Annotated in this window: 21 protein-coding genes and 1 pseudogene; 9 read left to right on the top strand and 13 right to left on the bottom strand. The window is 73.9% G+C overall.

The genetic code is table 11. The features are described 5' to 3' along the window. Positions 1 to 2: 2 nt before the first annotated feature. The 3 genes from uraH to FB476_RS06995 are packed head-to-tail and all read left to right on the top strand — an operon-like array spanning position 3 to position 2,495. The gene (uraH, locus tag FB476_RS07005; RefSeq protein WP_141818139.1) at positions 3 to 326 is read left to right on the top strand and encodes a hydroxyisourate hydrolase; all 324 of its coding nucleotides are present in this window, start codon (positions 3 to 5) and stop codon (positions 324 to 326) included. A 4-nt stretch (positions 327 to 330) separates the two neighbouring features. After that, positions 331 to 1,680: an allantoinase AllB gene (gene allB / locus FB476_RS07000; protein ID WP_202876924.1), complete on the top strand. Its 1,350-nt coding sequence runs from the start codon at positions 331 to 333 to the stop codon at positions 1,678 to 1,680. Then, positions 1,677 to 2,495, top strand: a complete 819-nt coding sequence (locus FB476_RS06995; protein ID WP_141818138.1) for a bifunctional allantoicase/(S)-ureidoglycine aminohydrolase — start codon at positions 1,677 to 1,679, stop codon at positions 2,493 to 2,495. The genes allB and FB476_RS06995 overlap by 4 nt, the downstream gene beginning before the upstream one ends. Before the next feature lie 15 nt (positions 2,496 to 2,510). On the opposite strand, the gene amaB is transcribed toward FB476_RS06995, so the two are convergent. The 4 genes from amaB to FB476_RS06975 form a co-directional block, all read right to left on the bottom strand. Beyond that, a complete protein-coding gene (amaB, locus tag FB476_RS06990; protein WP_141818137.1) occupies positions 2,511 to 4,058 on the bottom strand; it encodes an L-piperidine-6-carboxylate dehydrogenase in 1,548 nt (515 codons plus the stop codon). Between the two features lie 22 nt (positions 4,059 to 4,080). Continuing rightward, the gene (locus FB476_RS06985; RefSeq protein WP_238329595.1) at positions 4,081 to 5,262 is read right to left on the bottom strand and encodes an NAD(P)/FAD-dependent oxidoreductase; all 1,182 of its coding nucleotides are present in this window, start codon (positions 5,260 to 5,262) and stop codon (positions 4,081 to 4,083) included. Between the two features lie 2 nt (positions 5,263 to 5,264). Next, positions 5,265 to 6,089 carry a L,D-transpeptidase family protein gene (locus FB476_RS06980; protein ID WP_170233560.1) on the bottom strand — a complete coding sequence of 275 codons (825 nt, stop codon included), beginning with the start codon at positions 6,087 to 6,089 and terminating at the stop codon, positions 5,265 to 5,267. A gap of 125 nt (positions 6,090 to 6,214) precedes the next feature. After that, the gene (locus tag FB476_RS06975) at positions 6,215 to 6,784 is read right to left on the bottom strand and encodes a TIGR03086 family metal-binding protein (protein WP_141818136.1); all 570 of its coding nucleotides are present in this window, start codon (positions 6,782 to 6,784) and stop codon (positions 6,215 to 6,217) included. A gap of 118 nt (positions 6,785 to 6,902) precedes the next feature. On the opposite strand from FB476_RS06975, the gene FB476_RS06970 reads away from it, so the two are divergent. Next, on the top strand, positions 6,903 to 10,187 hold the full coding sequence (locus FB476_RS06970; RefSeq protein ID WP_238329594.1) for a S41 family peptidase: 3,285 nt from the start codon (positions 6,903 to 6,905) through the stop codon (positions 10,185 to 10,187). Positions 10,188 to 10,277: 90 nt separating this feature from the next. On the opposite strand, the gene FB476_RS06965 is transcribed toward FB476_RS06970, so the two are convergent. Beyond that, positions 10,278 to 11,081: an SDR family NAD(P)-dependent oxidoreductase gene (locus FB476_RS06965; RefSeq protein WP_141818134.1), complete on the bottom strand. Its 804-nt coding sequence runs from the start codon at positions 11,079 to 11,081 to the stop codon at positions 10,278 to 10,280. Between the two features lie 52 nt (positions 11,082 to 11,133). On the opposite strand from FB476_RS06965, the pseudogene FB476_RS06960 reads away from it, so the two are divergent. Next, positions 11,134 to 11,907, top strand: a pseudogene (locus FB476_RS06960) (NYN domain-containing protein); the annotation flags it as partial. A 439-nt stretch (positions 11,908 to 12,346) separates the two neighbouring features. Next, the gene (locus tag FB476_RS06955; RefSeq protein ID WP_141818132.1) at positions 12,347 to 13,804 is read left to right on the top strand and encodes an HNH endonuclease signature motif containing protein; all 1,458 of its coding nucleotides are present in this window, start codon (positions 12,347 to 12,349) and stop codon (positions 13,802 to 13,804) included. Between the two features lie 180 nt (positions 13,805 to 13,984). On the opposite strand, the gene FB476_RS06950 is transcribed toward FB476_RS06955, so the two are convergent. Both FB476_RS06950 and FB476_RS06945 read right to left on the bottom strand, forming a co-directional pair. Beyond that, entirely contained in the window at positions 13,985 to 14,707 is a 723-nt protein-coding gene (locus FB476_RS06950; RefSeq protein WP_141818131.1) for a tetratricopeptide repeat protein, read from the bottom strand. 101 nt (positions 14,708 to 14,808) lie between these two features. Then, the gene (locus tag FB476_RS06945; RefSeq protein WP_141818130.1) at positions 14,809 to 15,228 is read right to left on the bottom strand and encodes a VOC family protein; all 420 of its coding nucleotides are present in this window, start codon (positions 15,226 to 15,228) and stop codon (positions 14,809 to 14,811) included. Positions 15,229 to 15,364: 136 nt separating this feature from the next. Between FB476_RS06945 and FB476_RS06940 the strand changes: the two genes are divergently transcribed. Together FB476_RS06940 and FB476_RS16410 are read left to right on the top strand one after the other, a co-directional pair. Beyond that, on the top strand, positions 15,365 to 16,015 hold the full coding sequence (locus FB476_RS06940; protein ID WP_141818129.1) for a VOC family protein: 651 nt from the start codon (positions 15,365 to 15,367) through the stop codon (positions 16,013 to 16,015). Between the two features lie 42 nt (positions 16,016 to 16,057). Then, positions 16,058 to 16,834 (top strand): helix-turn-helix transcriptional regulator, encoded by a 777-nt coding sequence (locus FB476_RS16410; protein WP_202876923.1) that lies wholly within the window; start codon positions 16,058 to 16,060, stop codon positions 16,832 to 16,834. 128 nt (positions 16,835 to 16,962) lie between these two features. Here FB476_RS16410 and icmF read toward each other — a convergent pair whose 3' ends face one another. Continuing rightward, complete coding sequence (icmF, locus tag FB476_RS06930) at positions 16,963 to 20,238, bottom strand: fused isobutyryl-CoA mutase/GTPase IcmF (RefSeq protein ID WP_141818128.1); 3,276 nt, start codon at positions 20,236 to 20,238, stop codon at positions 16,963 to 16,965. A 54-nt stretch (positions 20,239 to 20,292) separates the two neighbouring features. Beyond that, entirely contained in the window at positions 20,293 to 20,820 is a 528-nt protein-coding gene (locus FB476_RS06925) for a MarR family winged helix-turn-helix transcriptional regulator (protein WP_238329593.1), read from the bottom strand. 120 nt (positions 20,821 to 20,940) lie between these two features. Between FB476_RS06925 and FB476_RS06920 the strand changes: the two genes are divergently transcribed. Next, positions 20,941 to 21,762 carry a helical backbone metal receptor gene (locus tag FB476_RS06920; protein ID WP_141818127.1) on the top strand — a complete coding sequence of 274 codons (822 nt, stop codon included), beginning with the start codon at positions 20,941 to 20,943 and terminating at the stop codon, positions 21,760 to 21,762. Positions 21,763 to 21,828: 66 nt separating this feature from the next. On the opposite strand, the gene FB476_RS06915 is transcribed toward FB476_RS06920, so the two are convergent. The 4 genes from FB476_RS06915 to aroQ all read right to left on the bottom strand — a co-directional run bounded on the left by FB476_RS06915 (position 21,829) and on the right by aroQ (position 25,270). Further along, on the bottom strand, positions 21,829 to 22,230 hold the full coding sequence (locus FB476_RS06915; RefSeq protein ID WP_141818126.1) for a hypothetical protein: 402 nt from the start codon (positions 22,228 to 22,230) through the stop codon (positions 21,829 to 21,831). 77 nt (positions 22,231 to 22,307) lie between these two features. After that, on the bottom strand, positions 22,308 to 23,810 hold the full coding sequence (locus tag FB476_RS06910) for an aldehyde dehydrogenase family protein (RefSeq protein ID WP_141818125.1): 1,503 nt from the start codon (positions 23,808 to 23,810) through the stop codon (positions 22,308 to 22,310). A 24-nt stretch (positions 23,811 to 23,834) separates the two neighbouring features. Continuing rightward, positions 23,835 to 24,752 carry a DUF429 domain-containing protein gene (locus FB476_RS06905; protein ID WP_141818124.1) on the bottom strand — a complete coding sequence of 306 codons (918 nt, stop codon included), beginning with the start codon at positions 24,750 to 24,752 and terminating at the stop codon, positions 23,835 to 23,837. 68 nt (positions 24,753 to 24,820) lie between these two features. Further along, on the bottom strand, positions 24,821 to 25,270 hold the full coding sequence (gene aroQ / locus FB476_RS16660; RefSeq protein ID WP_141818123.1) for a type II 3-dehydroquinate dehydratase: 450 nt from the start codon (positions 25,268 to 25,270) through the stop codon (positions 24,821 to 24,823). Positions 25,271 to 25,389: the final 119 nt, after the last annotated feature.

The following is a 25,389-nucleotide window of genomic DNA, read 5'->3' as shown; positions in this document are numbered from 1 at the left end:
CCATGGCGTCGCTGTCCACCCACGTCCTCGACACCGCCCTCGGCCGACCGGCCCGCGGCGTGCGGGTCGAGCTCTCCACCCCCGACGGCGCCCCGCTGGGCGAGGGCACGACCGACGCCGACGGGCGGGTGCCCCGGATCGGGCCCGAGCTGCTGCCGCACGGCGACTACGTGCTGACCTTCGCCACCGGCGCCTACCACGCGGCCACCGGCCAGCGGGGGTTCTACCCCTCGGTCTCGGTGACCTTCACGGTCTCCTCCGACGAGCACCACCACGTGCCGCTGCTGCTCAGCCCGCACGGCTACTCGACCTACCGGGGCAGCTGACGCCGTGGCCGGAGCCGACCTGGACCTCGTCGTCCGTGCGCGCCGCGCCGTGGTCGGCGGCCGCGAGCGCCCGGCGGTCGTGGGGGTGCGGGACGGCCGCATCGTCATGGTCGGCGACGGTGACGACCTGCCCGCGGCCGCCCGGACCGTCGAGCTGGGCGAGGACGAGGTGCTGCTGCCGGGCCTGGTCGACACCCACGTGCACGTCAACGAGCCCGGGCGCACGGAGTGGGAGGGCTTCGCCAGCGCGACCCGGGCCGCCGCGGCGGGCGGGGTGACGACGATCGTCGACATGCCGCTCAACAGCCTGCCCCCGACCGTCACGGTCGACGCGCTGCGGGAGAAGCAGGCCGCCGCCCGCGACCAGGTCTGGGTCGACGTCGCCTTCTGGGGCGGCGCGGTCCCCGCCCACCTCGGCGACCTCGCGGCCCTGCACGAGGCGGGCGTGATGGGCTTCAAGTGCTTCCTCGCCGACTCGGGCGTCGAGGAGTTCCCCGCGCTCGACCCCGAGACCTTCGCGCGCGCCGCCGCGGAGACCGCCCGGCTGCGGACGCTGCTCGTCGTCCACGCCGAGGACCACGCCACGCTGGCGGCCGCGGTCGCCGACCCGCCGTCGACCGACTACGCCGGCTTCCTCGCCAGCCGCCCGCCCGAGGCCGAGCTGGTCGCGATCCGCCGCGTCGTCGAGGAGGCCCGTCGCACCGGTGGGCGGATGCACGTGCTCCACCTGTCCGCCGCCGACGCGGTGCCGGTCCTGCGCACCGCCCGGGCCGGCGGCGTCGACGTCACCGCCGAGACCTGCCCCCACTACCTGGCCGTCGCCGCCGAGGACGTGCCGGTGGGCGGCACCGAGTTCAAGTGCTGCCCGCCGATCCGCGAGCAGGACAACCAGGACCGGCTCTGGCAGGCGCTCGTCGACGGCGACATCGACCTCGTCGTCACCGACCACTCCCCCTCGACCGCCGACCTCAAGCACCTCGACACCGGCGACTTCGGCACCGCCTGGGGCGGCATCTCCTCCCTCCAGCTCGGGCTGCCCACGGTCTGGACCGAGGCCCGGCGCCGTGGCGTGCCGCTCACCTCCGTGGTGCGCTGGATGGCCACCGCGCCCGCCGACCGCGTCGGCCTGACGACCAAGGGCCGCATCCAGGTGGGCGCCGACGCCGACCTCGTCGTGCTCGCCCCCGACGAGGAGTGGGAGGTCGACGTGACCGCGCTGCACCACCGCAACCCGGTCTGCGCCTACGCCGGCCGCCGCCTGAGCGGGCGGGTCCGCCGGACCTGGCTGCACGGCATACCCGTGGACCCGGAGGGACCGGCGCGGGGACGACTGCTGGAGAGAGGACGCGCATGAGCAGCTATGCCACCCCACCCGGTGGGTTGCCGCCGCAGACGCGGCTCACCACCGACCGGGCGCGCTTCACCCAGGCGTATGCCGTGCTCCCGCGCGGCACGATGCGCGACATCGTCACCAGCCTGCTGCCGGGCTGGCGCGACACCCGGCTGTGGGTGCTGGCCCGGCCGCTATCCGGCTTCGCCGAGACCTTCTCCCAGTACGTCGTCGAGGTCTCCTCCGGTGGCGGCTCGGACCGGCCGGAGGACGACCCGCGGGCCGAGGCGGTGCTCTTCGTCGTGGGCGGCACGGTGGTGCTGACGCTGGACGGGCAGGAGCACGCGCTGGGGTCCGGGGGCTACGCCTACCTGCCGCCGGGGGCGGACTGGACCCTGCGCAACGACGGCGCCGAGGTCGCGACCTTCCACTGGATCCGCAAGGCCTACCAGCCGATCGACGGGGTCGACGTGCCGCAGGCCTTCGTCACGCACGAGTCGCAGGTCGAGGCGGTGGCGATGCCCGACACCGACGGGGCGTGGTGCACGCAGCGGTTCGTCGACCCGGGCGACGTCCGGCACGACATGCACGTCAACATCGTCACCTTCGAGCCCGGCGGGGCTATCCCGTTCCCCGAGACGCACGTCATGGAGCACGGGCTCTACATCCTCGAGGGCAAGGCGGTCTACCTCCTCAACGAGGACTGGGTCGAGGTCGAGGCCGGCGACTTCCTGTGGCTGCGGGCGTTCTGCCCCCAGGCCTGCTACGCCGGCGGGCCGGGGCGCTTCCGCTACCTGCTCTACAAGGACGTCAACCGCCACGCGCGGCTGGCGTTCTGACCCCGGCCCGACGCGTCAGACGTCGAAGGTGACGCCCTGGGCCAGCGGCAGCTCGCCGGAGAAGTTGATCGTGTTGGTCGCGCGGCGCATGTAGGCGCGCCAGGCGTCCGAGCCGGACTCGCGCCCGCCGCCGGTCTCCTTCTCGCCACCGAACGCCCCGCCGATCTCGGCCCCGGAGGTGCCGATGTTGACGTTGACGATGCCGCAGTCCGAGCCCTCCGGGGAGCAGAACAGCTCGGCCTCGGCCTGGTCCTGGGTGAAGATGCTCGACGACAGGCCCTGGGGCACCGCGTTGTTGAGCTCGATCGCCTCGGCGAGGTCGTCGTAGGAGACGACGTAGAGGATCGGGGCGAAGGTCTCGCTGTGCATGACCTCGCTCTGCGACGGCATCCGGATCACGGTCGGCCGCACGTAGTAGGCGTCCTCGGCCTCGTCGGCGAGCTCGCGCCCGCCGCCCGCGACGACCTCGCCACCGGCGGCCTGCGCCTTCGCGATCGCGTCGGTGAAGGCCTCGTAGGAGCGGCGGTCGAGCAGCGGGCCCACGAGGGTGCCCTCGGCGGTCGGGTCGCCGACGGGCAGCTGGCGGTAGGCGGCCGCCACCCGCTCGGTGACCTCGTCGACCACCGAGGTGTGCGCGATGACCCGGCGCATGGTCGTGCAGCGCTGGCCGGCGGTGCCCGCCGCGGCGAAGACGATCCCGCGGGTGGTCAGGTCGAGGTCGGCCGAGGGCGCGACGACCGCGGCGTTGTTGCCGCCGAGCTCGAGCAGGCTGCGGCCGAAGCGCTCGGCCACGACCGGGCCGACCTGGCGACCCATCCGCGTCGAGCCGGTGGCGCTGAGCAGGGCGATGCCGGCGTCGGCGACCAGCGCCTCACCCACCTCGGGGCCGCCCAGGAGCACCTGGGAGAGGGCCGCGTCATGGCCGGCCTCGGTGAGAGCCCGCAGCAGGAGCGCGTTGGCGGCGAGGGCGCACAGCGGGGTCTTCTCCGACGGCTTCCACACCACCGGGTCGCCGCAGACGAGGGCGACGGCGGTGTTCCAGGACCAGACGGCGACCGGGAAGTTGAAGGCCGACACCACACCGACGACGCCGAGCGGGTGCCAGGTCTCCATGAGGCGGTGGCCGGGGCGCTCGGAGGGCATCGTGCGGCCGTAGAGCTGGCGCGACAGGCCGACGGCGAAGTCGCAGATGTCGATCATCTCCTGCACCTCGCCCCGCGCCTCGGAGGTGATCTTGCCCGCCTCGAGGCTCACGAGGGTCGCGAGGTCGTCCTTGTGCTCGGCGAGCAGCTCGCCGAAGCGCTTGACGACGGCACCGCGCGCCGGGGCGGGGACGCTGCGCCAGGTGCGGAAGGCCTCCTGGGCCCGGGCGACGGCCTCGCGCACGTCGGCCGCCTCGCTCCACGCCAGCGTCGAGATCGTCGCGCCGTTGACCGGCGAGCGACCCTCGCGCTCGCCCCGGTGGGCGTCCAGGTCGACCCCGCAGGCGCGGGCGGCCCGCTCGGCGCGGGCGGCGAGGTCCTCGGCCGACGGCAGGACGGCAGGGCGGGGCTGGGTGCTCACGGTGCTCCTTCGCAGGTGGTGCTCAGACGATGTGCTTCTCGGGCACGAGGCTACGTGCGTCGGCGAAGCGGTCGACCGACAGGGCGGCCACGTCGGTCTCGGGCGGCCGGCCGAGGACGAGGTCGGCGACCGTCTCGCCCACGGCGGGGCCCAGCAGGAAGCCGTGCCCGGAGAAGCCGGTGGCGTAGACGACGCCCGGCACCGTGCGGGAGCGGCCGACGAGTCCGTTGTGGTCGGGCGTCATCTCGTAGAGGCCCGCCCAGCCGGAGCGCAGCTCGACCTCGCTCAACGCGGGAGCGCGTCGCTCGATCGCGGCGGCGAGGCCGGGCAGCCACGCGTCGTCCCGGTCCAGCCGGAAGCCCGGCTGCTCGTGCGGGTCGGACATGCCGACGAGCAGACCCGGGCCCTCGTCGTGGAAGTAGAACGACGTGGAGAAGTCGATCGTGAAGGGGGTGCGCTCGCCCCGTCCGGGGACCGGCCCGGTCGTCAGGACCTGGCGGCGCAGCGGGTGGACCGGCAGGTCGACGCCGAACCACGAGCCGACCTCCGCCGACCAGGCGCCGGTGGCGACCACGACCTGCTCGGTGCGGATCGTGCCGGCCTCGGTCTCGACGGCCCGCACCCGGCCGTCCACGACCTGGCCGCCGGTGGCGGCGCAGCCCGTGACGACGGTCGCCCCGGCCCGCCTGGCGGCCCGGGCGTAGCCCTGGACGACCGACTCCGGCGTGCAGTGGCCGTCGCGCGGGTGGAAGGCGGCCGCCAGCAGCCCGTCGGTGCGGATCAGCGGCGACATCCGACCCGCCTCGTCCGGGTCGAGCATCCGGGTGGTCACGCCGAGGGAGTTCTGCAGCGCCACGGCGCGCTCGAAGGCGGCGACGTCGGCCGGGTCGTCGAGCAGGAAGAGGTAGCCCACCTGGTGCAGGTCGATCGGTTGGTCGAAGAGCTCCTCGAAGCGCTCGTAGACCTCGAGCGAGCGCCTGGCCAGGTGGATGTTGACCTCGTCGCTGAACTGCGCCCGGACCCCGCCGGCGGCCTTGCAGGTCGACCCCGACCCCAGCGCGTCGCGCTCCACCAGCACGACGTCGACACCGGCCCGGGCCAGCTGGTAGGCCGTGCTCAGGCCGATGACGCCGCCGCCGAGCACGACGACCTCGGCGTGCTCGGGGAGCTGCGGGGACGCCCCGCGACCCACCTGCCGCGCCACGGTCAGACGACGAGGACGCGGTGGCCCACGCCCAGCAGACCCTCGGACCAGAACATGTCCATCGCGGCGACGGAGATGCGCGCGCAACCGTGCGACGCCGGCACCGGCGGGATGGAGTTGGAGCCGTGCACGGCGTAGTTGCCGTAGTAGAACATCGGCCGGTAGAGCTCGCCGAGCTCGCCCTCGCGCCAGCCGGAGCCGTCGGTGAAACCGACCCGGAAGTCACCCGTGGGCGTGGTGGCGAGGTATTCGTGCTTCTCGTACTCGTAGGGCTCGCCGTTGCCCGTCGACGTGTTGAGCGTCATGAGGGTGGAGCCGCCGCGCACGACGAGCAGCAGCTGGGTCGCCAGGTGGATCTCGACGTGGTCGCCGCCGGCGACGGGCGCCGGGCGGTAGCCGGTGGCCAGTGCCTGCTGGGTCTGCGGGCCGGCGACGCCGTCGCGCCAGAGGCCGTGGGCCTTCTGGACCGCCCAGACCGCCTGCTGCGTGAGGTGGCCGAAGCCACCGTCGGGGGTGCCGCACCAGTAGCCGGCGGCGTTGAGCTGCTGCTGCAGCGCCAGGACGCCCTCGCCGGAGTCGCCGCGCTGGAAGGCTGCGGGGAGCTGGGGCTCGGGCTCCGGCTCGACGGGTGCTGGCTCGACGGGTGCCGGCTCCACGGGCTCCGGCTCGGGCTCGGGCTCGGGGACGCGGAAACGGTCGTAGTCGTCGGCGAGGCCGCCCACGACGGCCCCGGTCACCAGCCCCAGCCCACCCTTGAGCAGGTCGCGCCGGCGCACGGCGAGGCGCACGAGGGACACGGATGGTCCCGGACGGCGTCGGATGATCACGCTGCTCCCCTTCGAGCCGGACGGTTGTGCTCAGTAGACGGGGCGGAGTCCGGCCACGATTGCCCCACGCCGACAGTATGTCGAATCGTGACCTTCTCCTTCACGCCTCGCGGACGAGATCCGGGTCACACGCGGCGGCCCGTGAAGGCCATCAGCCGCTGCCCCTCGTCGGCGCCCTCGGGGGCCGGCTGAGGGGGGCCGAACTGCCCGCTGCCGCGCAGCACCTCCTCGGGCATCGACTCCATGCCCTCGCGCAGCTCCCTGGCCATCTCCGGGTCGAGCGTCTCGTCCTGACCGGTGGCCCGCGCCAGGTCCCAGGTGTGCATGAAGACGTCCGCCGTGAAGAACTGGTGGACCGCCCGACCGAGCGGCATCACCCCGAGCATCGGGCTGTCATAGGTGCGGTCCGCGGTGGCCGGGTCGTGCAGCAGCGCCAAGAGCTGGCGGTCCAGCTCCTCCCACGCCCCGACGGGGTCGACCTCGGGGTCGGGGCCGGGCTCGAGCCGGACGTCGCTGCCGTGCTCGAGGAAGCTGCGGATCCAGTCCAGGTGGGCGACGACGTCGCGGGCGCGCCACCCCTCGACCGGTGCGGGGGCGTCCCAGCCGTCCTCGACCACGCCGTGCACCCGCGCGGTGAAGGTGGCGGCATGCCGGTCGTAGGCGTCCGCGTGGTCCTGGAGGGCCTGGTCGGTCATGGCGTGCTCCTGCATCTCGTCGTCGAGGGTCCGTCCGGCACGCTACCGCCGGGTGGCGACAACGCGCGGTGCCGAAAACCTCCGCACGCCCGGGCGGTCTGCTGGTTAGTGTGCGCTGGTGGAGACCTACCTGCGTTATCCCCACCTGCACGGGGACCTCATCACCTTCGTCGCCGCGGACGACGTGTGGATCGCTCCGGTCCAGGGGGGCCGGGCCTGGCGGCTCACGCACGACTCCGTCCCGGTGGCCCTGCCCCGCTTCTCGCCCGACGGCACGCACGTCGCCTTCGTCTCGCACCGCGACGGCCACCCGGAGGCCTACGTGGTGCCCGTCGAGGGCGACGGCGGGCCGCGCCGCCTGACGTGGTGGGGCGCCAAGAACACCCGTGTCCTCGGCTGGGACGGCCCCGACCGGGTGCTCGTCGCCTCGCACGCCGGGCAGCAGAACCTGCGGCACCTGACCGTCCGCTCGGTGGGGCTGGACGGCACCGTCACGACGCCGCCCTACGGCCCGGCCTGGGGCGTCGCCGTCCACGACGACGGATTCGTGGCCCTGGCGACACCGGGCAGCCGTCCGCCGGCGCACTGGAAGCGCTACCGCGGCGGCACCGCCCCGCGCCTGTGGGTGGGCCGTCCCGCCCCGGAAGGTATGGCGTGGACCCGCCTGCTGCGCGAGGACACCGCCGGCCTCGTCGACCCGATGTGGGTGGACGGCCGGCTCCTGGTCGTCTCCGACCGGGCCGCCGTGCTCCCCGGCACCGCGGAGGAGGCCGACCGGCAGGCGAACCTGTGGGCCTTCGCACCGGGCGACGTCGACCCCGGGAGCGAGCCGGAGCAGCTGACCTTCCAGGGTCCCGACCTGGGCTACGTGCGCGACGCCGCGACCGACGGCCGACGCGTGACGTGGCACAGCCGCGGCCGGATCTGGGTGCTCGACGAGCTGGGCGGCACCCCGCGCGAGATGCGGGTGAGCCTCCCCGGGGCGGCGGCCACGGCATACACGCTGCCTCCGACCGACCAGCTGGGCCCGGTCCGTCCGGACCACGGCGGCGACGCGAGTCTCGTGAGCTGGCACGGCGCCGTCTACTGGCTGGCGCACCGCGAGGGACCGGCCCGCGCGCTGGTCTGCGACGACGCCGTCCGCGCGCGGGAGCCGCACTTCCTGGGGCGCACGGGTCGTGCCGTCATGGTCAGCGATGCCGGTGGCGAGGACCGGTTGGAGGTCCACGAGCTCGCGGGCGGCGACGCACGTGTCGTCGCGGCGGGGCGGCTGGGCCGGGTGCTGCACCTGGCGAGCGATCCCGCCGGCGAGCGCGTCGCGACCATCTCCCACGACGGTGCCGTGCGCCTGGTCGACGTCCGCCCCGAGGCCGGCGAGGACGGCGCGGTGCGCGAGGTCGCCCGGTCCGAGCAGGGCGAGCCCCTCTCCCCCGGGTTCTCCCCAGACGGCCGCTACCTCGTGTGGTCGCAGCCGACCACCGGCGAGTCCGAGATGCACCAGCTCATGGTGGTCGACACCCGCGACCCGGACGCGATGGCGCAGGCCCTCACGTCCGGCACCTTCCACGACCACGACCCGGCCTTCACCCGCGACGGGCGGCACGTGGTCTTCCTGTCCGAGCGCACCTTCGACCCCGACTACGACGTCCACGAGTTCGCACTGTCCTTCTCCGGCTCGACGCGGCCGTGGCTGCTGCCGCTCGCGGCCGACCAGACGCCGCCCTTCGGGCCGACGGCCCAGGGCTGGCGGCTCAGCGAGGACGACGCGGAGGCCAAGGACACCGGCGACGGCAAGGAGGGCGGCGAGGACGCCCCGCCGTCCTCGCCCGACCTCGACGTCGAGGGGGCCGAGCAGCGCGTCGTGCCGTTCCCCGTGCCGAGCGGGCGCTACCGGAGCCTGCGAACCGTCAAGGACGGGGTGGTGTGGGTCTGCGAGTCCGGCGAGACGGGCGTGCTGGGCAGCCGCCGCGCGGGCGTGACCGGCGAGCCGGGGTGCGACACCGTCGAGCTGTGGTCGTTCCCGCGTCGGACCGTGGAGGTCGTCGTCGACAAGGCCGACGAGATGGAGGTCTCCGGCGACGGCGAGCGGCTCGTCGTGCAGCACAAGGACACGGTCACCGTGACCCCGGCGGGCCACAAGCCCGAGGAGGACGACCCGTCGGTCGTCCGGGTGGACCTCGACCGGCTGCGCCGCGAGGTCGACCCGCGGGCGCTGTGGCGGCAGATGTTCGAGGAGAACGGCCGCATCATGCGCGACCACTACTGGCGCGCCGACATGGACGGCGTGGACTGGCAGGCCGTGCTCGACCGGTGGCGCCCGGTCGTCGACGCCGTCGCCACCCACGACGACCTCGTGGACGTGCTCTGGGAGACCGTCGGCGAGCTCAACACCTCGCACGCCTACGTGACGCCGCCGGAGGAGCCCGGGGCCGTCGCGTCCGAGCGCAGGCTCGGGCTGCTCGGGGCAGACCTGTCCCGCACCGACGAGGGCTGGCGGATCGACCGCATCCTGCCGGGAGAGTCCAGCGAGCCGGAGGCCCGCTCGCCGCTGGCGGCAGCCGGCGTCGACGCCCGTCCCGGCGACGTGGTGGTGGCCGTCGACGGCGCCCCCATGGACCCGGCGTTCGGTCCGGCGACGCGGCTGATGGGCGCGGCGGGCAAGCCGGTCGAGCTCACCCTGCGGCGGGACGGCGAGGACCGGCGGGTCGTCGTGGTGCCGCTGGCCGACGAGGAGGTGCTGCGCTACCAGGACTGGGTGCGGTCACGGCGGGACTACGTGCGGGAGCGCTCGGGCGGGCGGCTCGGCTACGTCCACGTGCCCGACATGACCAGCTACGGCTGGGCGCAGCTGCACCGCGACCTGCGCCACGCGGTCCAGAAGGAGGGACTGGTCGTGGACGTGCGCTACAACCGCGGCGGCCACACCAGCCAGCTGGTGCTCTCGCGCCTGCTGGCGCGGGCCGTGGGCTGGGCGCCGGGCCGGCACTACGCCGTCGCCTCGCGCTATCCCTCCACAGCGCCCCGGGGGCCGGTCGTCCTCGTCGCCAACGAGAACTCCGGCTCGGACGGCGACATCGTCAACGCCGCGGCACGCGCCATGGGCATCGGGCCCGTCGTGGGCGTGCGGACGTGGGGCGGCGTGGTCGGCATCGACGGGCGCTTCGACCTGGTCGACGGGACCTCGGTGACCCAGCCGCGCTACGCCTTCTGGCTGCAGGGGCCGGGCTGGGGCGTGGAGAACCACGGCGTCGACCCGGACATCGAGGTCGAGCACACGCCGGCCGACTTCTTCGGGCCCGACGACCCGCAGCTCGACCGGGCGATGGCCGAGGCCGTGCGTCTGCTCGAGGAGCAGCCGGCCGCGAGCGAGCCGCCGCTGCCGGGGCCGCGGGTCCGGCGCTGAGCCGGCCGGCTGCTTCGGCGGTGAGAGCCGACCGGCCGGTCACCCCGGGTGGGTGACCGGCCGGCGCACGGCATACGGCATACCCGAGGGTCAGCGGAGGTAGCTGGCCCCGTTGAAGTCCACGACCGCGCCGGAGGCCCACTCGGCGCCCGGCTCGGCGAGGGTGACGAGCGCCGCAGCGACCTCCTCCGGGGTCGCGACCCGCCCGTAGGGGCTCTGGCCGCGGATGGCGTCGCCGGTGGGGCCGTCGAGGAGCGTGGCCGCCATGTCGGTGGCGATGAAGCCGGGGGCGATCGAGACCACGGAGATCCCGTGCGGCGCGAGCGCGACGGCCATCGACTGGCCGAAGGCGTGCAGGCCGGCCTTGCTGGCGCCGTAGGCGGGCACGTCCGGCTCGCCGCGGTAGGCGCCGCGGGAGCCGACGTTGACCACGCGCCCGACGGGCATCCCCTCGGCGGGGGCGACCTCCATCATGTGGCGCGCGATGCAGAAGGTGAGGTTGGCGGGACCGAGGAGGTTGGTCGCCAGGGTGGTCTGCCAGGCGGAGACCCAGCTGTCGTAGTCGACATCGGTGATCCGGTGGTCGCCGCGGCGGCTGCCGCCGCCCGCGGGGTCGAGGAAGAGCGCGGCGTTGTTGACCAGCACGTCGATGCGACCGAGGGCCTCGGCGGCCTGCTCGGCCAGGCGGCGGGTCTCCTCGGGGTCGGACAGGTCCGCCTGCAGCATGGCGTGCCCCTCGCCGGGGAGGGAGCCGAGCACCTCGCGGGCGCGGTCCTCCGCGCCGCGGTAGTGGACGACCACGCGGTCGCCCCGCTCCGCGAACGCCCGGGCGGTCGCCGCCCCCACGCCGCGCGAGCCACCGGTCACCAGCACACCACGTCCAGAGGTCGTCATGGGCGTCACTCTACGAACGCCTCGCGCGCCGCTCGTCGGTAGGGTGACCTGCGTGAACACCGATGCCAGCAGCTCCACCCGGATCGCCGTGCTCATCGACTGCGACAACGTCTCCGCCAAGCACATCGGCGCGGTGCTCGAGGAGCTCGCGAGCTATGGCGTGCCGACGGTCAAGCGGGCCTACGGCGACTGGACCACGACGCAACTGACCAGCTGGAAGCACGAGCTCCTCCGCAACGCGATCCAGCCGATCCAGCAGTTCGCCAACACGGTGGGCAAGAACTCCACCGACTCGGCCCTGATCATCGACGCGATGGACCTGCTCTGGCAGGGCAACGTCGAGGCGTTCGCGATCGTCTCCTCCGACTCCGACTTCACCCGTCTCGCGACGCGGCTGCGCGAGTCGGGCAAGCGGGTCTTCGGCCTGGGGCGGCGCAGCACGCCGGAGTCGCTGCGGCGCGCGGTCGACCAGTTCATCTTCCTCGAGGTGCTGCAGGAGCAGGACCGGCGCGAGTCGGGCTCGCAGTCCGAGGATGCTGCTGCCTCCACCGAGGGCGGCGAGGAGGCACCGGCCGGGCCGGTGATCAACCTCCAGAGCGCGCTCACCCGGGCCGTCAACGCCACCTCGGGCGACGACGGCTGGGCCTCGCTCAGCCAGGTCGGGCAGCACCTGAGCCGGGCGCACGCCGACTTCGACCCGCGCGACTTCGGGCACCAGAAGCTCTTCTCGCTCGTCGACGAGCAGCCCTACCTCGAGACGCGCACGGAGGGCACCGGGGTGCAGGTGCGGCTGCGGCACAAGCGCGCGACCAAGCGGGCGACGGCGGCGCCGACGAGGAAGAAGGCCACGACGACCAAGGCTGCCGCGGCGAAGGCGGACGGTGCGAAGGGCGAGGGCGCGAAGTCCGAGGGTCCGCAGGAGGATCCTGGCAAGGCCGACGAGACGAAGCCGGCCGAGAAGGCGCCGCAGGAGCCTCCGAAGGCCGCGAAGACGGCCAGGGCCACCCGGTCGGCCGGTGCGAGGAAGACCGCGAAGGCGGCCGAGCAGCCGCGTCAGGACGACGCGGGCGCGACGTCCGCCCCCGAGCCCGAGCAGGCTTCCGAGCGGCCGGCGGAGACCCGCAGCCGCCGCGCCACCCGGGACGTGACCACGCCCGCCTGACGCACGGCATACCCCGCTCGTCGCAGTCCGTCCTGGCCGTCCATCGGGGTGCGCCAGATCCGGCACGGACAGGTCTGTCGGTGCTCGGTGCTTGTCTTGAGGTATGGCGTACCGAGGCGCACCGAGCCACCCGCAGGGGGACTCCCTGCAGCTCGGTCGGGGTGACCACGTTCCCGATCCGGGCGACTACGTGCCCGACCCGGTGACTCCCGAGGAGGTCGCCGAGGCCCAGCGGCTGGCCGAGGAGATGCTGGCCCAGATGGGCCCCGAGGACGACCCGGACAGCCCGGAGTACTGGCAACGCTTCGAGGACATGCTCGCCACCATGCGGAGCGAGCCCACCGACCTGCCCGCACGCGACCTGGCGAGCGGCCTGACGGGGGCGGAGCACTCCGTCGAGCACGCCACGCTCTCCCCCGACCGGCTCGTCCAGGTCCTCGACGACGACCTCGCGGCCGGGCTGGAGGCCGTCGGGCGTGTCCGTGCCGGTCTCGACGCCCTGGCCGTCGGGCTGGCCTGCGAGGCCTCCGCCCGCGGGCTGCACACCCAGGCGGGGCTGTCGTTGCGCGACTGGGTGCTGGTCCGGTGCCCGTGGCTGACCGGTGCGGACGCCTCTGCACTCGTCGCGGTGGTCGCCGCCGCGCAGGCCCCGTGGGGCGCCCGGCTCGGGGAGGCCGCGCGCGCGGGCGAGGTCACCCTGCACCGGGCGGCCCGGATCTCCCGGACCCTGACCCGTCTGACGAGCTCGCTGGCCCCCGACCAGCAGGAGGCCTACGCGAGCATCGCGACAGGAGCGGCCGCGGACGCCAGGATCAGCGATCGCGACCTCGACGTCGTGTGCCACAAGCTGCTGGTCGACCTGCTCGACGAGGCACCCGCCCGGGAGGCCCGTCGCACCGCGCACGAGCAGCGCTGCGTCGTCCGGCGGCCGCTGGGCCAGGGCATGGTCCGCTACGTCCTCGACGCCCCGGAGCGCGACGCTGTCCTCCTCGACGGCATCCTCACCGGTCCGCTCGCGAAGCCCCAGCCCGCCGAGGACGGCGCGCGCGACGAGCGGTCGGCCGGGCAGCGGGGCTACGACGCGTTCCTGACGGTGATGGGGCGGGGGCTGGGCCATCCCGGCGCTCCCCCGTCGTCGTCGCGAGGATCCGTGGTGCTCACGGTCGCGGTCGACCCCGCCACCGGCCGTCCGACCGGTCCCGCGACGACCAGCACCGGGCAGGTCCTCGACCCGCAGGCCGTCGGCCGGTTCGCCTGCCTGGGCGACGTGACCCCCGTCGTGCTCGGACCCCTCGGGGAGCCGCTCGATCTCGGTCGCACCCGGCGGCTCGCGACGCCGGGACAGGTGAAGGCCCTCTATGTCCGCGACGGCACCTGCACCTATCCCGGGTGCAGCGTGCCCGGCACGTGGTGCGACGCCCACCACCTGGTCTGGTGGTCGCGCGGTGGGGGCACCGACCTGACCAACCTGGCCCTGCTCTGCTCCCGTCACCACACCCTCGTCCACGACGAGGACCTGATGGCGACGGTGACCGGCGGGGTCGTCACCTGGCACGTCTGAGGACCGCGCCCCGCAGCCCGGCCGTCCGCGACCGGGCGCCGAGGCATGCCCGCCCGCAGGAGGTGGCGGCGCGAGCAGGACGGGGGCGCGAGCCGGGACAGGATCGCGGGCAGGGAGGAGGAGTGCGAGCCGGGAGGAGTGCGAGCGCGGACGACAGCGGCGTATGGCCCGGCCCGCCGATCAGCCCTCGAGCAGCCGGATCTCCTCGTCCACGTAGGTGTCCTTCTCCCCCAGCGCGTCCAGCTCCTCCCGGAGCGCACGCTGGATCCCCAGGGCCTCCTCGGTCCGCCCCAGGTTCCGCAGTGCCCAGGCGACCATCCACCGGGCGATGCGGATCGTCACCGGGTCCCCGATCCGCTCCCGGGCAGCGAGCGCGTCCTCGAAGATCGGCAGCGCCTGCTCGAAGTCGCCGTCGTCGGCGTGGACCATCCCGAGGTTGTTGAGCAGGGAGGCGTCCCAGTCCCGAGCACGCGGATCGTGCGCGGCCCGGGCGAAGGCGAGCGCCTCCTCGATCGCGGTGATCCGCTGCTCGCGGGGCACGACGAGGGCGCGCATGTGCAGCGCGTCGACGTGAAGCTCCTCCAGGCCGGAGGCCCGCGCCCGGTCCGCCGCCCGCTCGAAGAGGGGTCGCGCGGCGTCGTCGTCCCCTGCCGAGCGCAGCAGCCGCCCTCGCTCGAGGTCGCGTCTCACCTCGACCTCCGGGTCGTCCGCCTCGAGCGCGTCCAGCACGGCGTGCCCCTCGTCGAAGCGCTCCTGCAGTCCGAGCGCACGGGCCACCTGGGTCAGCACACGCTCGCGTGCGAGCGCGTCCTCCGCCTGCTCCGCGGCAGCGCGAAACCGTCGTTCGCTCCCCGCCGCGTCGTCGAAGTCCCAGAGATCTCGCAGGTCGACGCCGGTCGACATGCGGGCGACGCTACTCCGAGGCCCCCGGGTGCGCAGCCCCGTCACGCAGCGGCGAGCTCGTGGTCGACGGGCCAGCACGATCGCGGTCGACAGGGTGGGCGTCAGGTCGGCAGCACGAGACGACCGACGGGGCCCGGGTTCCACGCGACCTCCCAGCGGAACCCCTCGGGATCGGCGAAGTAGCCGGTGCGGCCGCCCCACGACCGCTCCTGCGCCGGGACCACCTCGCTCGCGCCGGCCGCCCGGGCCGTGGCGAGGACGACGTCCACCTCCTCGGGCGTGGCGACGTTGTGGGCGAGCGTCAGCGGCGCCACTCCCGGCCCCTGCCGGACCGGGCCCACCTCGGCCTCGAACTCCGCCTCGGCCCACAGCGAGAGGACGACCTGCTGGCCCACCCGGATCATGAGCACCTCCCCCGGCACGTCCACCTCGGGCGACCACCCGAGGCCGTCCACGTAGAAGGCCCGAGCGGCGTCGAGGTCGCGCACCGCCAGCGTCACGAAGCTGAGGCGAGGGTCCATCGCCCCACCGTGGCACGACCGTGCGGGGCCGCGCACCCGGTCGCCAGCCGGCACGGGGGTCGCCCATCGGCCCCGAAGACCGGCGCCACGACCCCCGCGGACGGCAATGGCGCACCGGTCGGACAGGATGGGCCGCATGACCGCCGAGCTGGACCATCTCGTCCTGGCCGTCCCGGACCTGGAGGCGGCGATCGCCGATCTCGCCGCCCGTACCGGCGTGGAGCCGGTCGCCGGCGGGAGCCACCCGGGCCGTGGCACCCACAACGCGCTCGTCGGGCTCCGCTGGCGAGGCGGTGCGCGGTGCTACCTCGAGCTGCTCGCGCCCGACCCCGCCCAGCAGGACGTCCCGGACGACGCCTGGATGCTCGACGTCGGCTCGCTCGGGCACGACTTCGCGCCGCGTCTGCACACCTGGGCCGTACGCCCGGACGATCTCGACGCCCGGGTCGCGGCCGCCACCCGCGAAGGCATCGAGGCGGGACGTCCCGTCGCCGCCTCGCGGCGGACCATCTCGGGCGAGCAGCTCTCCTGGCGGCTCGCCGTCCCCCGGCCCCTCGGCCTCGGTGGAGTCCAGCCCTTCCTCATCGACTGGGGCGGTGGGCCCCACCCGGCCGACACGCTGGCGCCGCAGCTGGAGCTCGTCGAGCTCGAGCTCTCCTATCCGGACCCGACCGAGGCGCAGGCACGCCTTTCCGCGCTGGGCGTGGACCTTCCCGTCTTCGCGGCGGAGCAGCCGGGGCTGCGCGCGACGCTCGCAACACCGCGTGGCACCGTGGTGCTCGCCTGAAACACCTTTACACCCCTGCCACCACGGGGTCATAGTGCAGATGTGGTCGAGAGGACTGCTGTCAGGGCGCTGGAAGCGCTCACGGACGTGGTCGTCGGCGTCGCCGGCGCCGCGGACGGCCCGGACGCAGGACTGGGTGCCGCTGCCGGGGCGCTGATGCGCGCCGTCCGCGCAAGCGCCGCCCTCCTCGTCCACGGCGGGGCGGACGGGCTGGACGTACGGGCCATCGGGCCGTGGTCCCCTCCTAACACCGGCGCCGCCGCCTCCCGGGTCCTCGTCGGCGAGCTCCCGCTGATCGACCAGATGCAGGCGGGGTCGACGGACGTAACGACCTCGGCCCGGCTCTCGGGCCCCGCGACCTGGCGCGCGGACCCCGGACGGCGGGCCGCGCTCGAGGACTGGGGCGTCGACCAGATCGTCGCGCTCCCGCTCCAGACCGGCGAGGACATCGTGGCCGTGCTGCTCGGCCGCCGCGGCGACGACTTCCGGCCGTCCGACCTGCGCGTCCTCGCCCACCTGCGGCCCGCCATGACCGCGCTGGCCGGGCGCCTCCTGCGACCGGACCTGCTCCCGGAGCCCGACAAGGTGGTGCTGCGGCTCACGAGCAGGGAGAGCACGATCCTGTCGCTGCTCGCCCACGGGCACACCGCGGTCCGCATCGCGCACCTGGCCGGCTGCTCCCCACGGACGGTGCACCACCACCTGGCCAACATCTACGCCAAGCTCGGCGTCCGCGACCGTCTGTCCGCGGTCAACCGGGCCCGTGAGCTGGGGCTGGTCCCGCCCGAGCTGGCGCCCGCCGCGGGAGGACCCCGCTAGCCCGGCCCCAGGAGGCCCAGACGGTTCCCGGCGCGGCGGAGTGATGCGTCGCGAGGTCCGGACGCCTCCGGGCGGACCGCCGGCGACCGGCCGGCCGCCGCCCCGGGTCCACCGGGGCGGCGCGGGCCTCAGACGTTGCGGCGGTACTGCCCGCCCACCTCGAAGAACGCCTCGGTCACCTGCTGGAGGGTGCAGACGCGGGCCGCGTCCATGAGGACGGCGAAGACGTTCTCTCCGGCGAGCGCCGCCTCCTTGAGACGCTGCAGCGACTCCTGCGCCTCGGCGGCGTGCTCGCGCTGGAAGTCGGCGACCCGGCGCAGCTGGGACTGCTTCTCCTCCTCCGTGGCGCGGGCGAGCTCGACGGTCCGCTCCTCCTCCGCCTCGGTCTCGGGGCGGCGGAAGGTGTTGACGCCGATGATCGGCAGCGACCCGTCGTGCTTGCGGTGCTCGTAGAGCAGCGACTCGTCCTGGATGCGCCCACGCTGGTAGCCGGTCTCCATGGCGCCGAGGACACCGCCCCGCTCGGAGATGCGGTCGAACTCCGCGAGCACGGCCTCCTCGACCAGGTCGGTGAGCTCGTCGATGATGAACGACCCCTGGTTGGGGTTCTCGTTCATCGCCAGGCCCCACTCCTTGTTGATGATGAGCTGGATCGCCAGCGCCCGGCGCACCGACTCGGTGGTCGGGGTGGTGACGGCCTCGTCGTAGGCGTTGGTGTGGAGGCTGTTGGCGTTGTCGTAGATCGCGATGAGCGCCTGCAGCGTCGTGCGGATGTCGTTGAAGTCCATCTCCTGGGCGTGCAACGACCGGCCGGACGTCTGCACGTGGTACTTCAGCTTCTGGCTGCGCTCGTTGGCGCCGTACCTCTCGCGCATCGCGACCGCCCAGATGCGGCGAGCGACCCGGCCGATCACGGAGTACTCCGGGTCCATGCCGTTGGAGAAGAAGAAGGAGAGGTTCGGCGCGAAGTCGTTCACGTCCATACCCCGGGCCAGGTAGGACTCCACGTAGGTGAAGCCGTTGGCCAGGGTGAACGCGAGCTGGCTCAGGGGGTTCGCCCCGGCCTCGGCGATGTGGTAGCCCGAGATCGAGACGGAGTAGAAGTTGCGCACGCCGTTCTCGATGAACCACTCCTGGATGTCGCCCATCATCCGGAGCGAGAACTCGGTGGTGAACAGGCAGGTGTTTTGGCCCTGGTCCTCCTTGAGGATGTCCGCCTGGACGGTGCCGCGGACGTTGGCGAGGGCGTAGGCGCGCAGCTCCTCCGCCTCGGCGCCGGACGGCTCGCGGCCCTCCTTCTCGCGGAAGCGCTCGAGCTGCTGGTCGATGGCGGTGTTGAGGAAGAAGGCCAGCACCGTCGGCGCCGGGCCGTTGATCGTCATCGACACCGAGGTGGTCGGCGAGAGCAGGTCGAAGCCGTCGTAGAGCGCCTTCATGTCGTCCAGCGTCGCGACCGAGACGCCCGAGGTGCCGATCTTGCCGTAGATGTCCGGGCGCTCGTCGGGGTCGCGCCCGTAGAGCGTGACGGAGTCGAAGGCCGTGGACAGGCGCGTCGCCGGCTGGTCCTCGGAGAGCAGCTTGAAGCGGCGGTTGGTGCGGAACGGGTCGCCCTCGCCGGCGAACATGCGGGCCGGGTCCTCGTTGTCGCGCTTGAACGGGAAGACGCCCGCCGTGAACGGGAAGTAGCCGGGCAGGTTCTCCCGGCGCCAGAAGCGCACCATGTCGCCGGCGTCGCGATAGCGCGGCAGCGCCACCCGCGGCACCTTGGTGCCGGAGAGCGACTCCTTGGTCAGCCTGGTGGTGATCTGCTTGTCGCGGACCGTCACCGTGTGCTCGTCGCCCGAGTAGGCCTCGACGGTCGAGGGCCAGCGCTCCTGCAGCTCCTTGACCTCGACGGGGAGCTGGGCGCGGGCCTCGTCGAGCAGCTCGTCGACCGCGTGGTCGGTGGTGCCGCGGCTCGCGAGCTCGTCGTCGACCATCTCCAGGCGCTGCACGCGGCTCGCGGCCTCGGCCCAGCGCTCGGTGTCGGCGTGGTAGCGGCGCACCGTGTCGGCGATCTCGGAGAGGTAGCGCACCCGCGACGGCGGGACGATCTGGCGCAGCGTGGAGGAGTGGCGGACGTCGGTGCGCGGCAGGACGCCCTCCTGCGTCTCCAGCCCCTTGCCCCGCAGCAGCTCGAGCAGCTCCTGGTAGAGCGCGGTCACCCCGTCGTCGTTGAAGGTGGCCGCCGACGTGCCGAAGACGGGCATGTCCTCGGGCCGCTTGCCGAAGGCCTCGCGGTTGCGGACCATCTGGCGGCCCACGTCCCGCAGCGCGTCCATGGCGCCGCGGCGCTCGAACTTGTTGATGGCCACGACGTCGGCGAAGTCGAGCATGTCGATCTTCTCCAGCTGGCTGGCGGCGCCGAACTCCGGCGTCATGACGTAGAGCGAGCAGTCGACGAAGGGCACGATGCCGGCGTCGCCCTGCCCGATGCCGGGGGTCTCGACGACGACCAGGTCGAAGCCGGCGGCCTTGAGGACGTCCAGCGCCACCGGGAGGGCGTCGGGCACCTCGCGCTCGCCGCGGGTCGCCATGGAGCGGAAGAACGGGCGGACCTCCTCGCCCTTGTCGCTGCCGCTGATGACCTGGCTGATGGAGTTCATGCGGATGCGGTCGCCCAGCAACGCCCCGCCGCCCTTGCGGCGGGTGGGGTCGATCGCCATTACGGCGATCTTGAGACGGTCGCCCTGGTCCACGCGGAAGCGCCGGATCAGCTCGTCGGTCAGCGACGACTTGCCCGAGCCGCCCGTGCCGGTGATGCCCAGGACCGGCACGCTGCCGGCCCGCGCGGCCGCGGCCTCGGCGTAGCGCCGGCGGTCCTCCTCCGGCAGGGCGCCGGTCTCGGCGCCGGTGATCGTCCGGGCGAGGGCGGCACGGTCGCCCGCGAGCACGGCGTCGACGTCGGCCGAGCCGGCCACCTCCCACAGGTCGACGTCCGACTCGGCGAGGACCTGGTTGACCATGCCGGGCAGACCAAGGCGCTGGCCGTCCTCCGGCGAGAAGATCGTGACCCCGGACTCCCGCAGGCGGGCGATCTCCTCGGGCACGATCACGCCGCCGCCACCGCCGACGACGTTGACGTGCGGCACGCCGTGCGCGGCCAGCTGCTGCACGAGGTACTCGAAGTACTCGACGTGCCCGCCCTGGTAGGAGGAGATCGCCACCGCGTTGGCGTCCTCGTCCACGACCGCCTCGACGACCTCCTGGACCGAGCGGTTGTGCCCCAGGTGGATCACCTCCGCGCCCTGGCTCTGCATGATGCGGCGCATGATGTTGATGGAGGCGTCGTGACCGTCGAACAGGCTCGCGGCCGTGACGATCCGGACCGGGTGGCGAAGGGTGTGCAGGGTGCGCTCGGCCATGAGGGTTCCTCGGGGGGTTCGCGGGGGTCTTCCGGTAGATACTAGGACATCCAACTATCTGCTCGGGACAGGTGCCGGCTGCACGTGGTCACCGGCCTCGGCACGCAGCGCAGCGAGCAGCGCGGTCAGCTGGGCCACCTGCGCAGGAGACAGCCCGGGCCGCTCGAAGACCTCGCGGTTCAGGCCCGCGGTGGCCTCCTCCACGACCGCCTTCCCGGCCTCGGTCAACGAGGTGAGCACCACCCGCCGGTCGGTCTCGCTGCGGACGCGCACGACATACCCCTGGCGCACCAGGCGCTCCACCGCGCTGGTGACGCTCGTGGGGTGCACCTGCAGCAGCGACCCGAGTCGCGCCATGGCCATCTCCCCACCGGTCTCGGCGACGAAGGCCAGCAGGCGCAGCACCTCGTAGCGGGCGAAGGTCAGCCCCAGGGGCCGCAGCACGGCGTCGATGCGCTCGGAGAGCAGCTGGTTGACCCTCGTCAGGGAGGTGACCATCGCCATACCGTCGGCCGCGTCCTTCCAGCCGTGCCGCACCCACTGCTGGTGGGCGAGGCGGATGGGGTCTCGTTCGGCGCTCACACGGCCCAGGCTACGGGCTCGCCGTGGCGGGCGGCAGGGACCACGGCGCGCCCGGGCGCGACGTGCGACGCACCGGGGCTCGACGCGCGCGCGTCGGGGCGATCACCTAGCGTGCGGCGTATGACGCGCACCATCGTCGACGACCTGGGCACCCCCGTCGAGCTGCCCGCCGGACCCGTCGAGCGGGTGGTCTCGCTCGTGCCGTCGCTCACCGAGGCCGTGGCCGCCACCCGCCGCGAGGCACTCGTCGGGGCGACCGACTGGTGCACCCACCCCGCCGACCTCGAGGTGACCCGGGTGCGCGGCACCAAGAACCCCGACCGCGCCGCCGTGGAGCAGCTCGCGCCGCAGGTCGTGCTGTGCGTGCAGGAGGAGAACCGCGAGCTCGACGTCCGCCGGCTGCGTAAGGCAGGGATGCCGGTGTGGGTGGGCGTCGTCGAGTCGGTGCCCCAGGCGCTGTCCGTGCTGCACCGGCTCTTCACCGAGGTGCTGCTCTGGGACGTCCCCGACTGGCTGGACGAGGTGCAGGAGGCGTGGGGCGGGCCCGGCGGCGCGGAGGGCGCCGCGCACGGCTCGGTGGAGTCTCCGGACGACGTCCTCCCACCGGTCCGCGCCCGGGTCGCCGTGCCGGTATGGCGTGACCCGTGGATGGTGGTCGGCTCCCGGACGTTCACGGGCGACCTGCTCCGCCGGGCGGGTCTGGAGAACGTCTTCGGCGAGCATCCGGACCGCTATCCCGCGGTCGAGCTCGACGAGCTGGACGGCGCGGGCGCCGACGTGGTGCTGCTTCCCGACGAGCCCTACGTCTTCACGCCGCAGGACGGCCCGGAGGCGTTCCGGCGGACGCCGACGCAGCTGGTGAGCGGTCGGCTGCTCACGTGGTACGGCCCGTCGATGGTCGCGGCGTCGGACCTGCTGGCAGGTATCCCTGCCCGCCCCTGAGCGCGAGCTCGCACGATGAGGGCGAGCTCGCCGACGACCACCGGCGGGAGACCGCGCCGAGGGGCGTCAGCCCTGGAGACGCTCGCGCGGCACGGGCGGAGCCTCGACCTCGCCCGGCTTGCGGATGGCCAGGGTGGCCAGCGCCACGGCGCCGAGCAGGTAGGCGACGCCGACCGCGATGTGCGGGGCGCGCAGACCCATCTCACCCATCGCGACCTGGGCCAGGGCGACCACGGCCATACCGGCGGCGTGCATGAACAGGCTCTTGTTGCCGCTGCGGCGCATCCACAGGAAGGCCACGACGGCGGCCACCAGGGCGACGACGAAGGTCAGGTTGCCGATCATGCCGTGCGAGGGCACCCAGGTGCCGGAGACGATCCGGAAGCCGAGCACGGCCTGGACCACGCCGAGCAGCGCGGAGAGGGTGGCGACGATCTGGAGGGTCAGCAGGATCGGGTGCTTCGTCATACCCGAGATTGTCCCAGACCCGCGGCTGCGGTCCAGGCAGGCCCGCCGCGTCGGGCGGGCCTGCCTGGCGTCGCGGGTCAGCCCAACCGGACGTTGATCTGCTGGATCTGGGTGAAGCCCTCGAGCATGCCCTCGAGGGAGAACTCCCGACCCTGGCCGCTGGCCTTCATGCCGCCGTAGGACTGCCCGGGCTGCTGGCCGCCGCCCTGGTTGACCTGGACCCAGCCGGACTCGATGCGGTGCGCCGTGCGCATGGCCGCGCCGAGGTCCCGCGCGAAGACGAAGGCCGCCAGGCCGTAGTGCGAGTCGTTGGCCATCCGCACCACGTCGTCCTCGTCGCGCCAGCGGAGGACCGACAGCACCGGACCGAAGATCTCCTCGCGGGCGATGCGCCAGTCGTTGGAGACCTGGGTGAGGATCATCGGCGCGTGGTAGAAGCCCGGCTCCCCCACGGTGAGCGCGGGACGGCCGTCGTAGGCGACGCCCACGCCGTCCTGGGCGAGGCCGTCCTCGATGTAGCCCTGCACCCGCTGCCACTGCCGCTCGTTGATGATGCAGCCGATGTCGCTGGACTCCTCGCGGGGGTCCCCCACCTTCAGGCGGGAGACCCGGGCGACGAGCTTGTCGAGGAAGCTGTCGTGGACGTCCTCGTGCAGGAAGAGCCGCGAGCCGGAGGTGCAGCTCTGCCCCTGCCGGGCGAAGCGGGTCGCCAGCAGCACCTGCTCGACCACCTCGTCGGTGTCGGAGTCGGGGAAGACGATGCACGGCGACTTGCCGCCGAGCTCGAGAGAGACGTGCGCCAGCCGCCGGCCCGCGAGGGAGGCCACGCCGGAGCCGGTGGCGGTGGACCCCGTGAAGGAGACCTTGTCGACGCCCTCGTGCACCACGAGCGCCTCCCCCACCTCGGCGCCGTAGCCGGTGACGACGTTGAGCACGCCCGGCGGCAGGTGGCGCTCGCACACGGCGGCCAGCTCGAGGATGGTCAGCGGCGCGTCCTCGGCGGCCTTGAGCACGACCGTGTTGCCGGACACCAGGGCGGCCGGCAGCTTGAAGGCCGCGATCATCAGGGGCGAGTTCCACGGCAGGATGCCCGCGACGACGCCCAGCGGCAGGCGGCGGGTGTAGGAGAGCGCCTCCGAGCCGGTCGGCAGCGTCACGCCCTTCACCTCGCCGGCGAGCCCCGCGAAGTAGCGGAAGGTCGAGACGAGCAGCCCCGCCTCCGGCCGCGCCTGGGTGCGGAGGGCGTTGCCGGTGTCGAGCGCCGTCAGCCGGGCCAGGTCCTCCACGAGCGGCTCGAGGTCGTCGGCGATGCGCAGGAGCGCCCGCTGGCGCTCGGCGAAGGGCAGCGCGGCCCACGCCGGGAAGGCGTCCCGGGCGGCGCGCACGGCCTTGTCGGCGTCCTCGGCTCGCCCTCGCGGGGTGCGCGCGATGACCTTGGTGCGGTCGATCGGGGTGATGACGTCGATCGTCTCGCCGCTCGCCGCCTGCACCCACTGCCCCCCGATGAACATGCCGTAGTCGCGCGGCTGCTCGTCCTCGAGGCGGGGGTAGGGCGTGCCGGCGGTCGTGGTCGTGGTCATCGGTTCTGCCTCCTGGCGGTCGGGTCAGACGTGGATGGCGGCGGGGATGCCGTCGGAGAAGGTCTCGGGCTGCTCGGGCAGGCTGCGCGCCTGCCCGGTCTTGACGCGGTGGGCCGTCCAGGCCGCCGCGCAGGCGTCGACGACGTCGTCGGTGGCGACGCCCACGGGAAGCGCGCCGGGCACCACGACGCCGTGGTCGGCGAGCACCGTGCGACGCTCCTCGGTCCCGGCGTGCGAGCGGCGGCGGCTGCCCAGCGGGGCCCCTGCCATCTCGGCGAAGGACACCTCGGGGCTGACCTCGACAACCGTGAAGGGCAGGTCCTGGCGCAGCCAGGCGTCGACCTCCACGATGCGCGGGCGCAGGGCGTAGGCCTGCTGCGCGACGCCCGCGCCGATCTTGGCCCGGTTGACCTGGTTGGCCTCGCCGAAGGTGGCCGCGTAGACGGCGTCGCGGACCGGCGTGGGCACGACCGCGGCGCCGGCCGGGCCGAGGAAGGTCCGAGCCTGGCGGTCGGCCTCGCGGCGCGACTCGTCGGGCAGCCCGATGGGCACGGGCACGGCGACCACGGCGAGGGGCCCCGCCTCGGCCACGAGCTCGGCGATGGTCGGCTTCACGAACAGGTGGGGCGTCCCGTGGCCCGAGGGGTCGAGCACGGCACCGACCCAGCCGGTGCGGCAGGTGTCCACGCCCATCACGGGGAGCGCTGGGTCGGGCGCGGTGCGGCGTCCCGGCCGTCCGGTCGGCTTGCTGACCGCCGTGCTCTTCCTGGGCGTGGCCTGCTTCGGTCCTGACTTCGCCGGCCCGGCCTTCGTCGGTCCCGCCTTGGTGGCGGGGGCGGCGCCCCGGCGGCCCGCGCCCGTGCTCGTCGTCGTCGTGGGCCGCTTCGGCGCGGCCGATCCTTCCTTGCCGGTGATCCGGCGCCACCACTCCGTGACTCCCATGCGCCCCACTCTAGGACCGGCCTCGCCCGGGCCGGCCCCGCCCCCGGAGGGTATGCCGTACGCCCTGCTCAGGCCGCGCCGTGGCGGCGAGCGAGCAGGTCGACCGCGTAGCGGTAGCCGTCCGCGCCGGCGCCGGCGATGACCGCCTCGGCCACCGGCGAGACGTAGGAGACGTGCCGGAAGGCCTCGCGGGCGTGCGGGTTGGAGATGTGGACCTCGACGGTCGGCAGCCGGGTGGCCTTGATCGCGTCGAGCAGCGCCACCGAGGTGTGGGTGTAGGCCGCCGCGTTGAGCACGACCCCCACCACGTCCCCGGCGGCAGCGGCCTCGTGGAGCGCGTCGACCAGGGCGCCCTCGGAGTTCGTCTGGACGCAGGTGGCCTGCAGCCCGTGCCGGGTCGCCTCTGCGGCGCAGAGCGCCTCGACGTCGGCGAGCGTGGTCGTCCCGTAGATCTCCGGCTCGCGGGTGCCGAGCAGGTTGAGGTTGGGGCCGTTGAGCACGAGGATCCGCCGCGTCATGGCCCCAGCGTGGCACAGCGCCCTCGACCTGCGCAGACGCGGGTGCGCGACCCACCGGGGGGTTGGTTCCGGTCCCCGTGGTTGTCCGCTACATTCGGCAGGATCGAGCCGCAGGCCCC

The organism is Ornithinimicrobium humiphilum (genome assembly GCF_006716885.1).
Classification (GTDB): Bacteria; Actinomycetota; Actinomycetes; order Actinomycetales; family Dermatophilaceae; genus Ornithinicoccus; species Ornithinicoccus humiphilus.
Note: the sequence above shows the minus strand (reverse complement) of the source record. Positions and strands in the feature narration are given on the sequence as shown.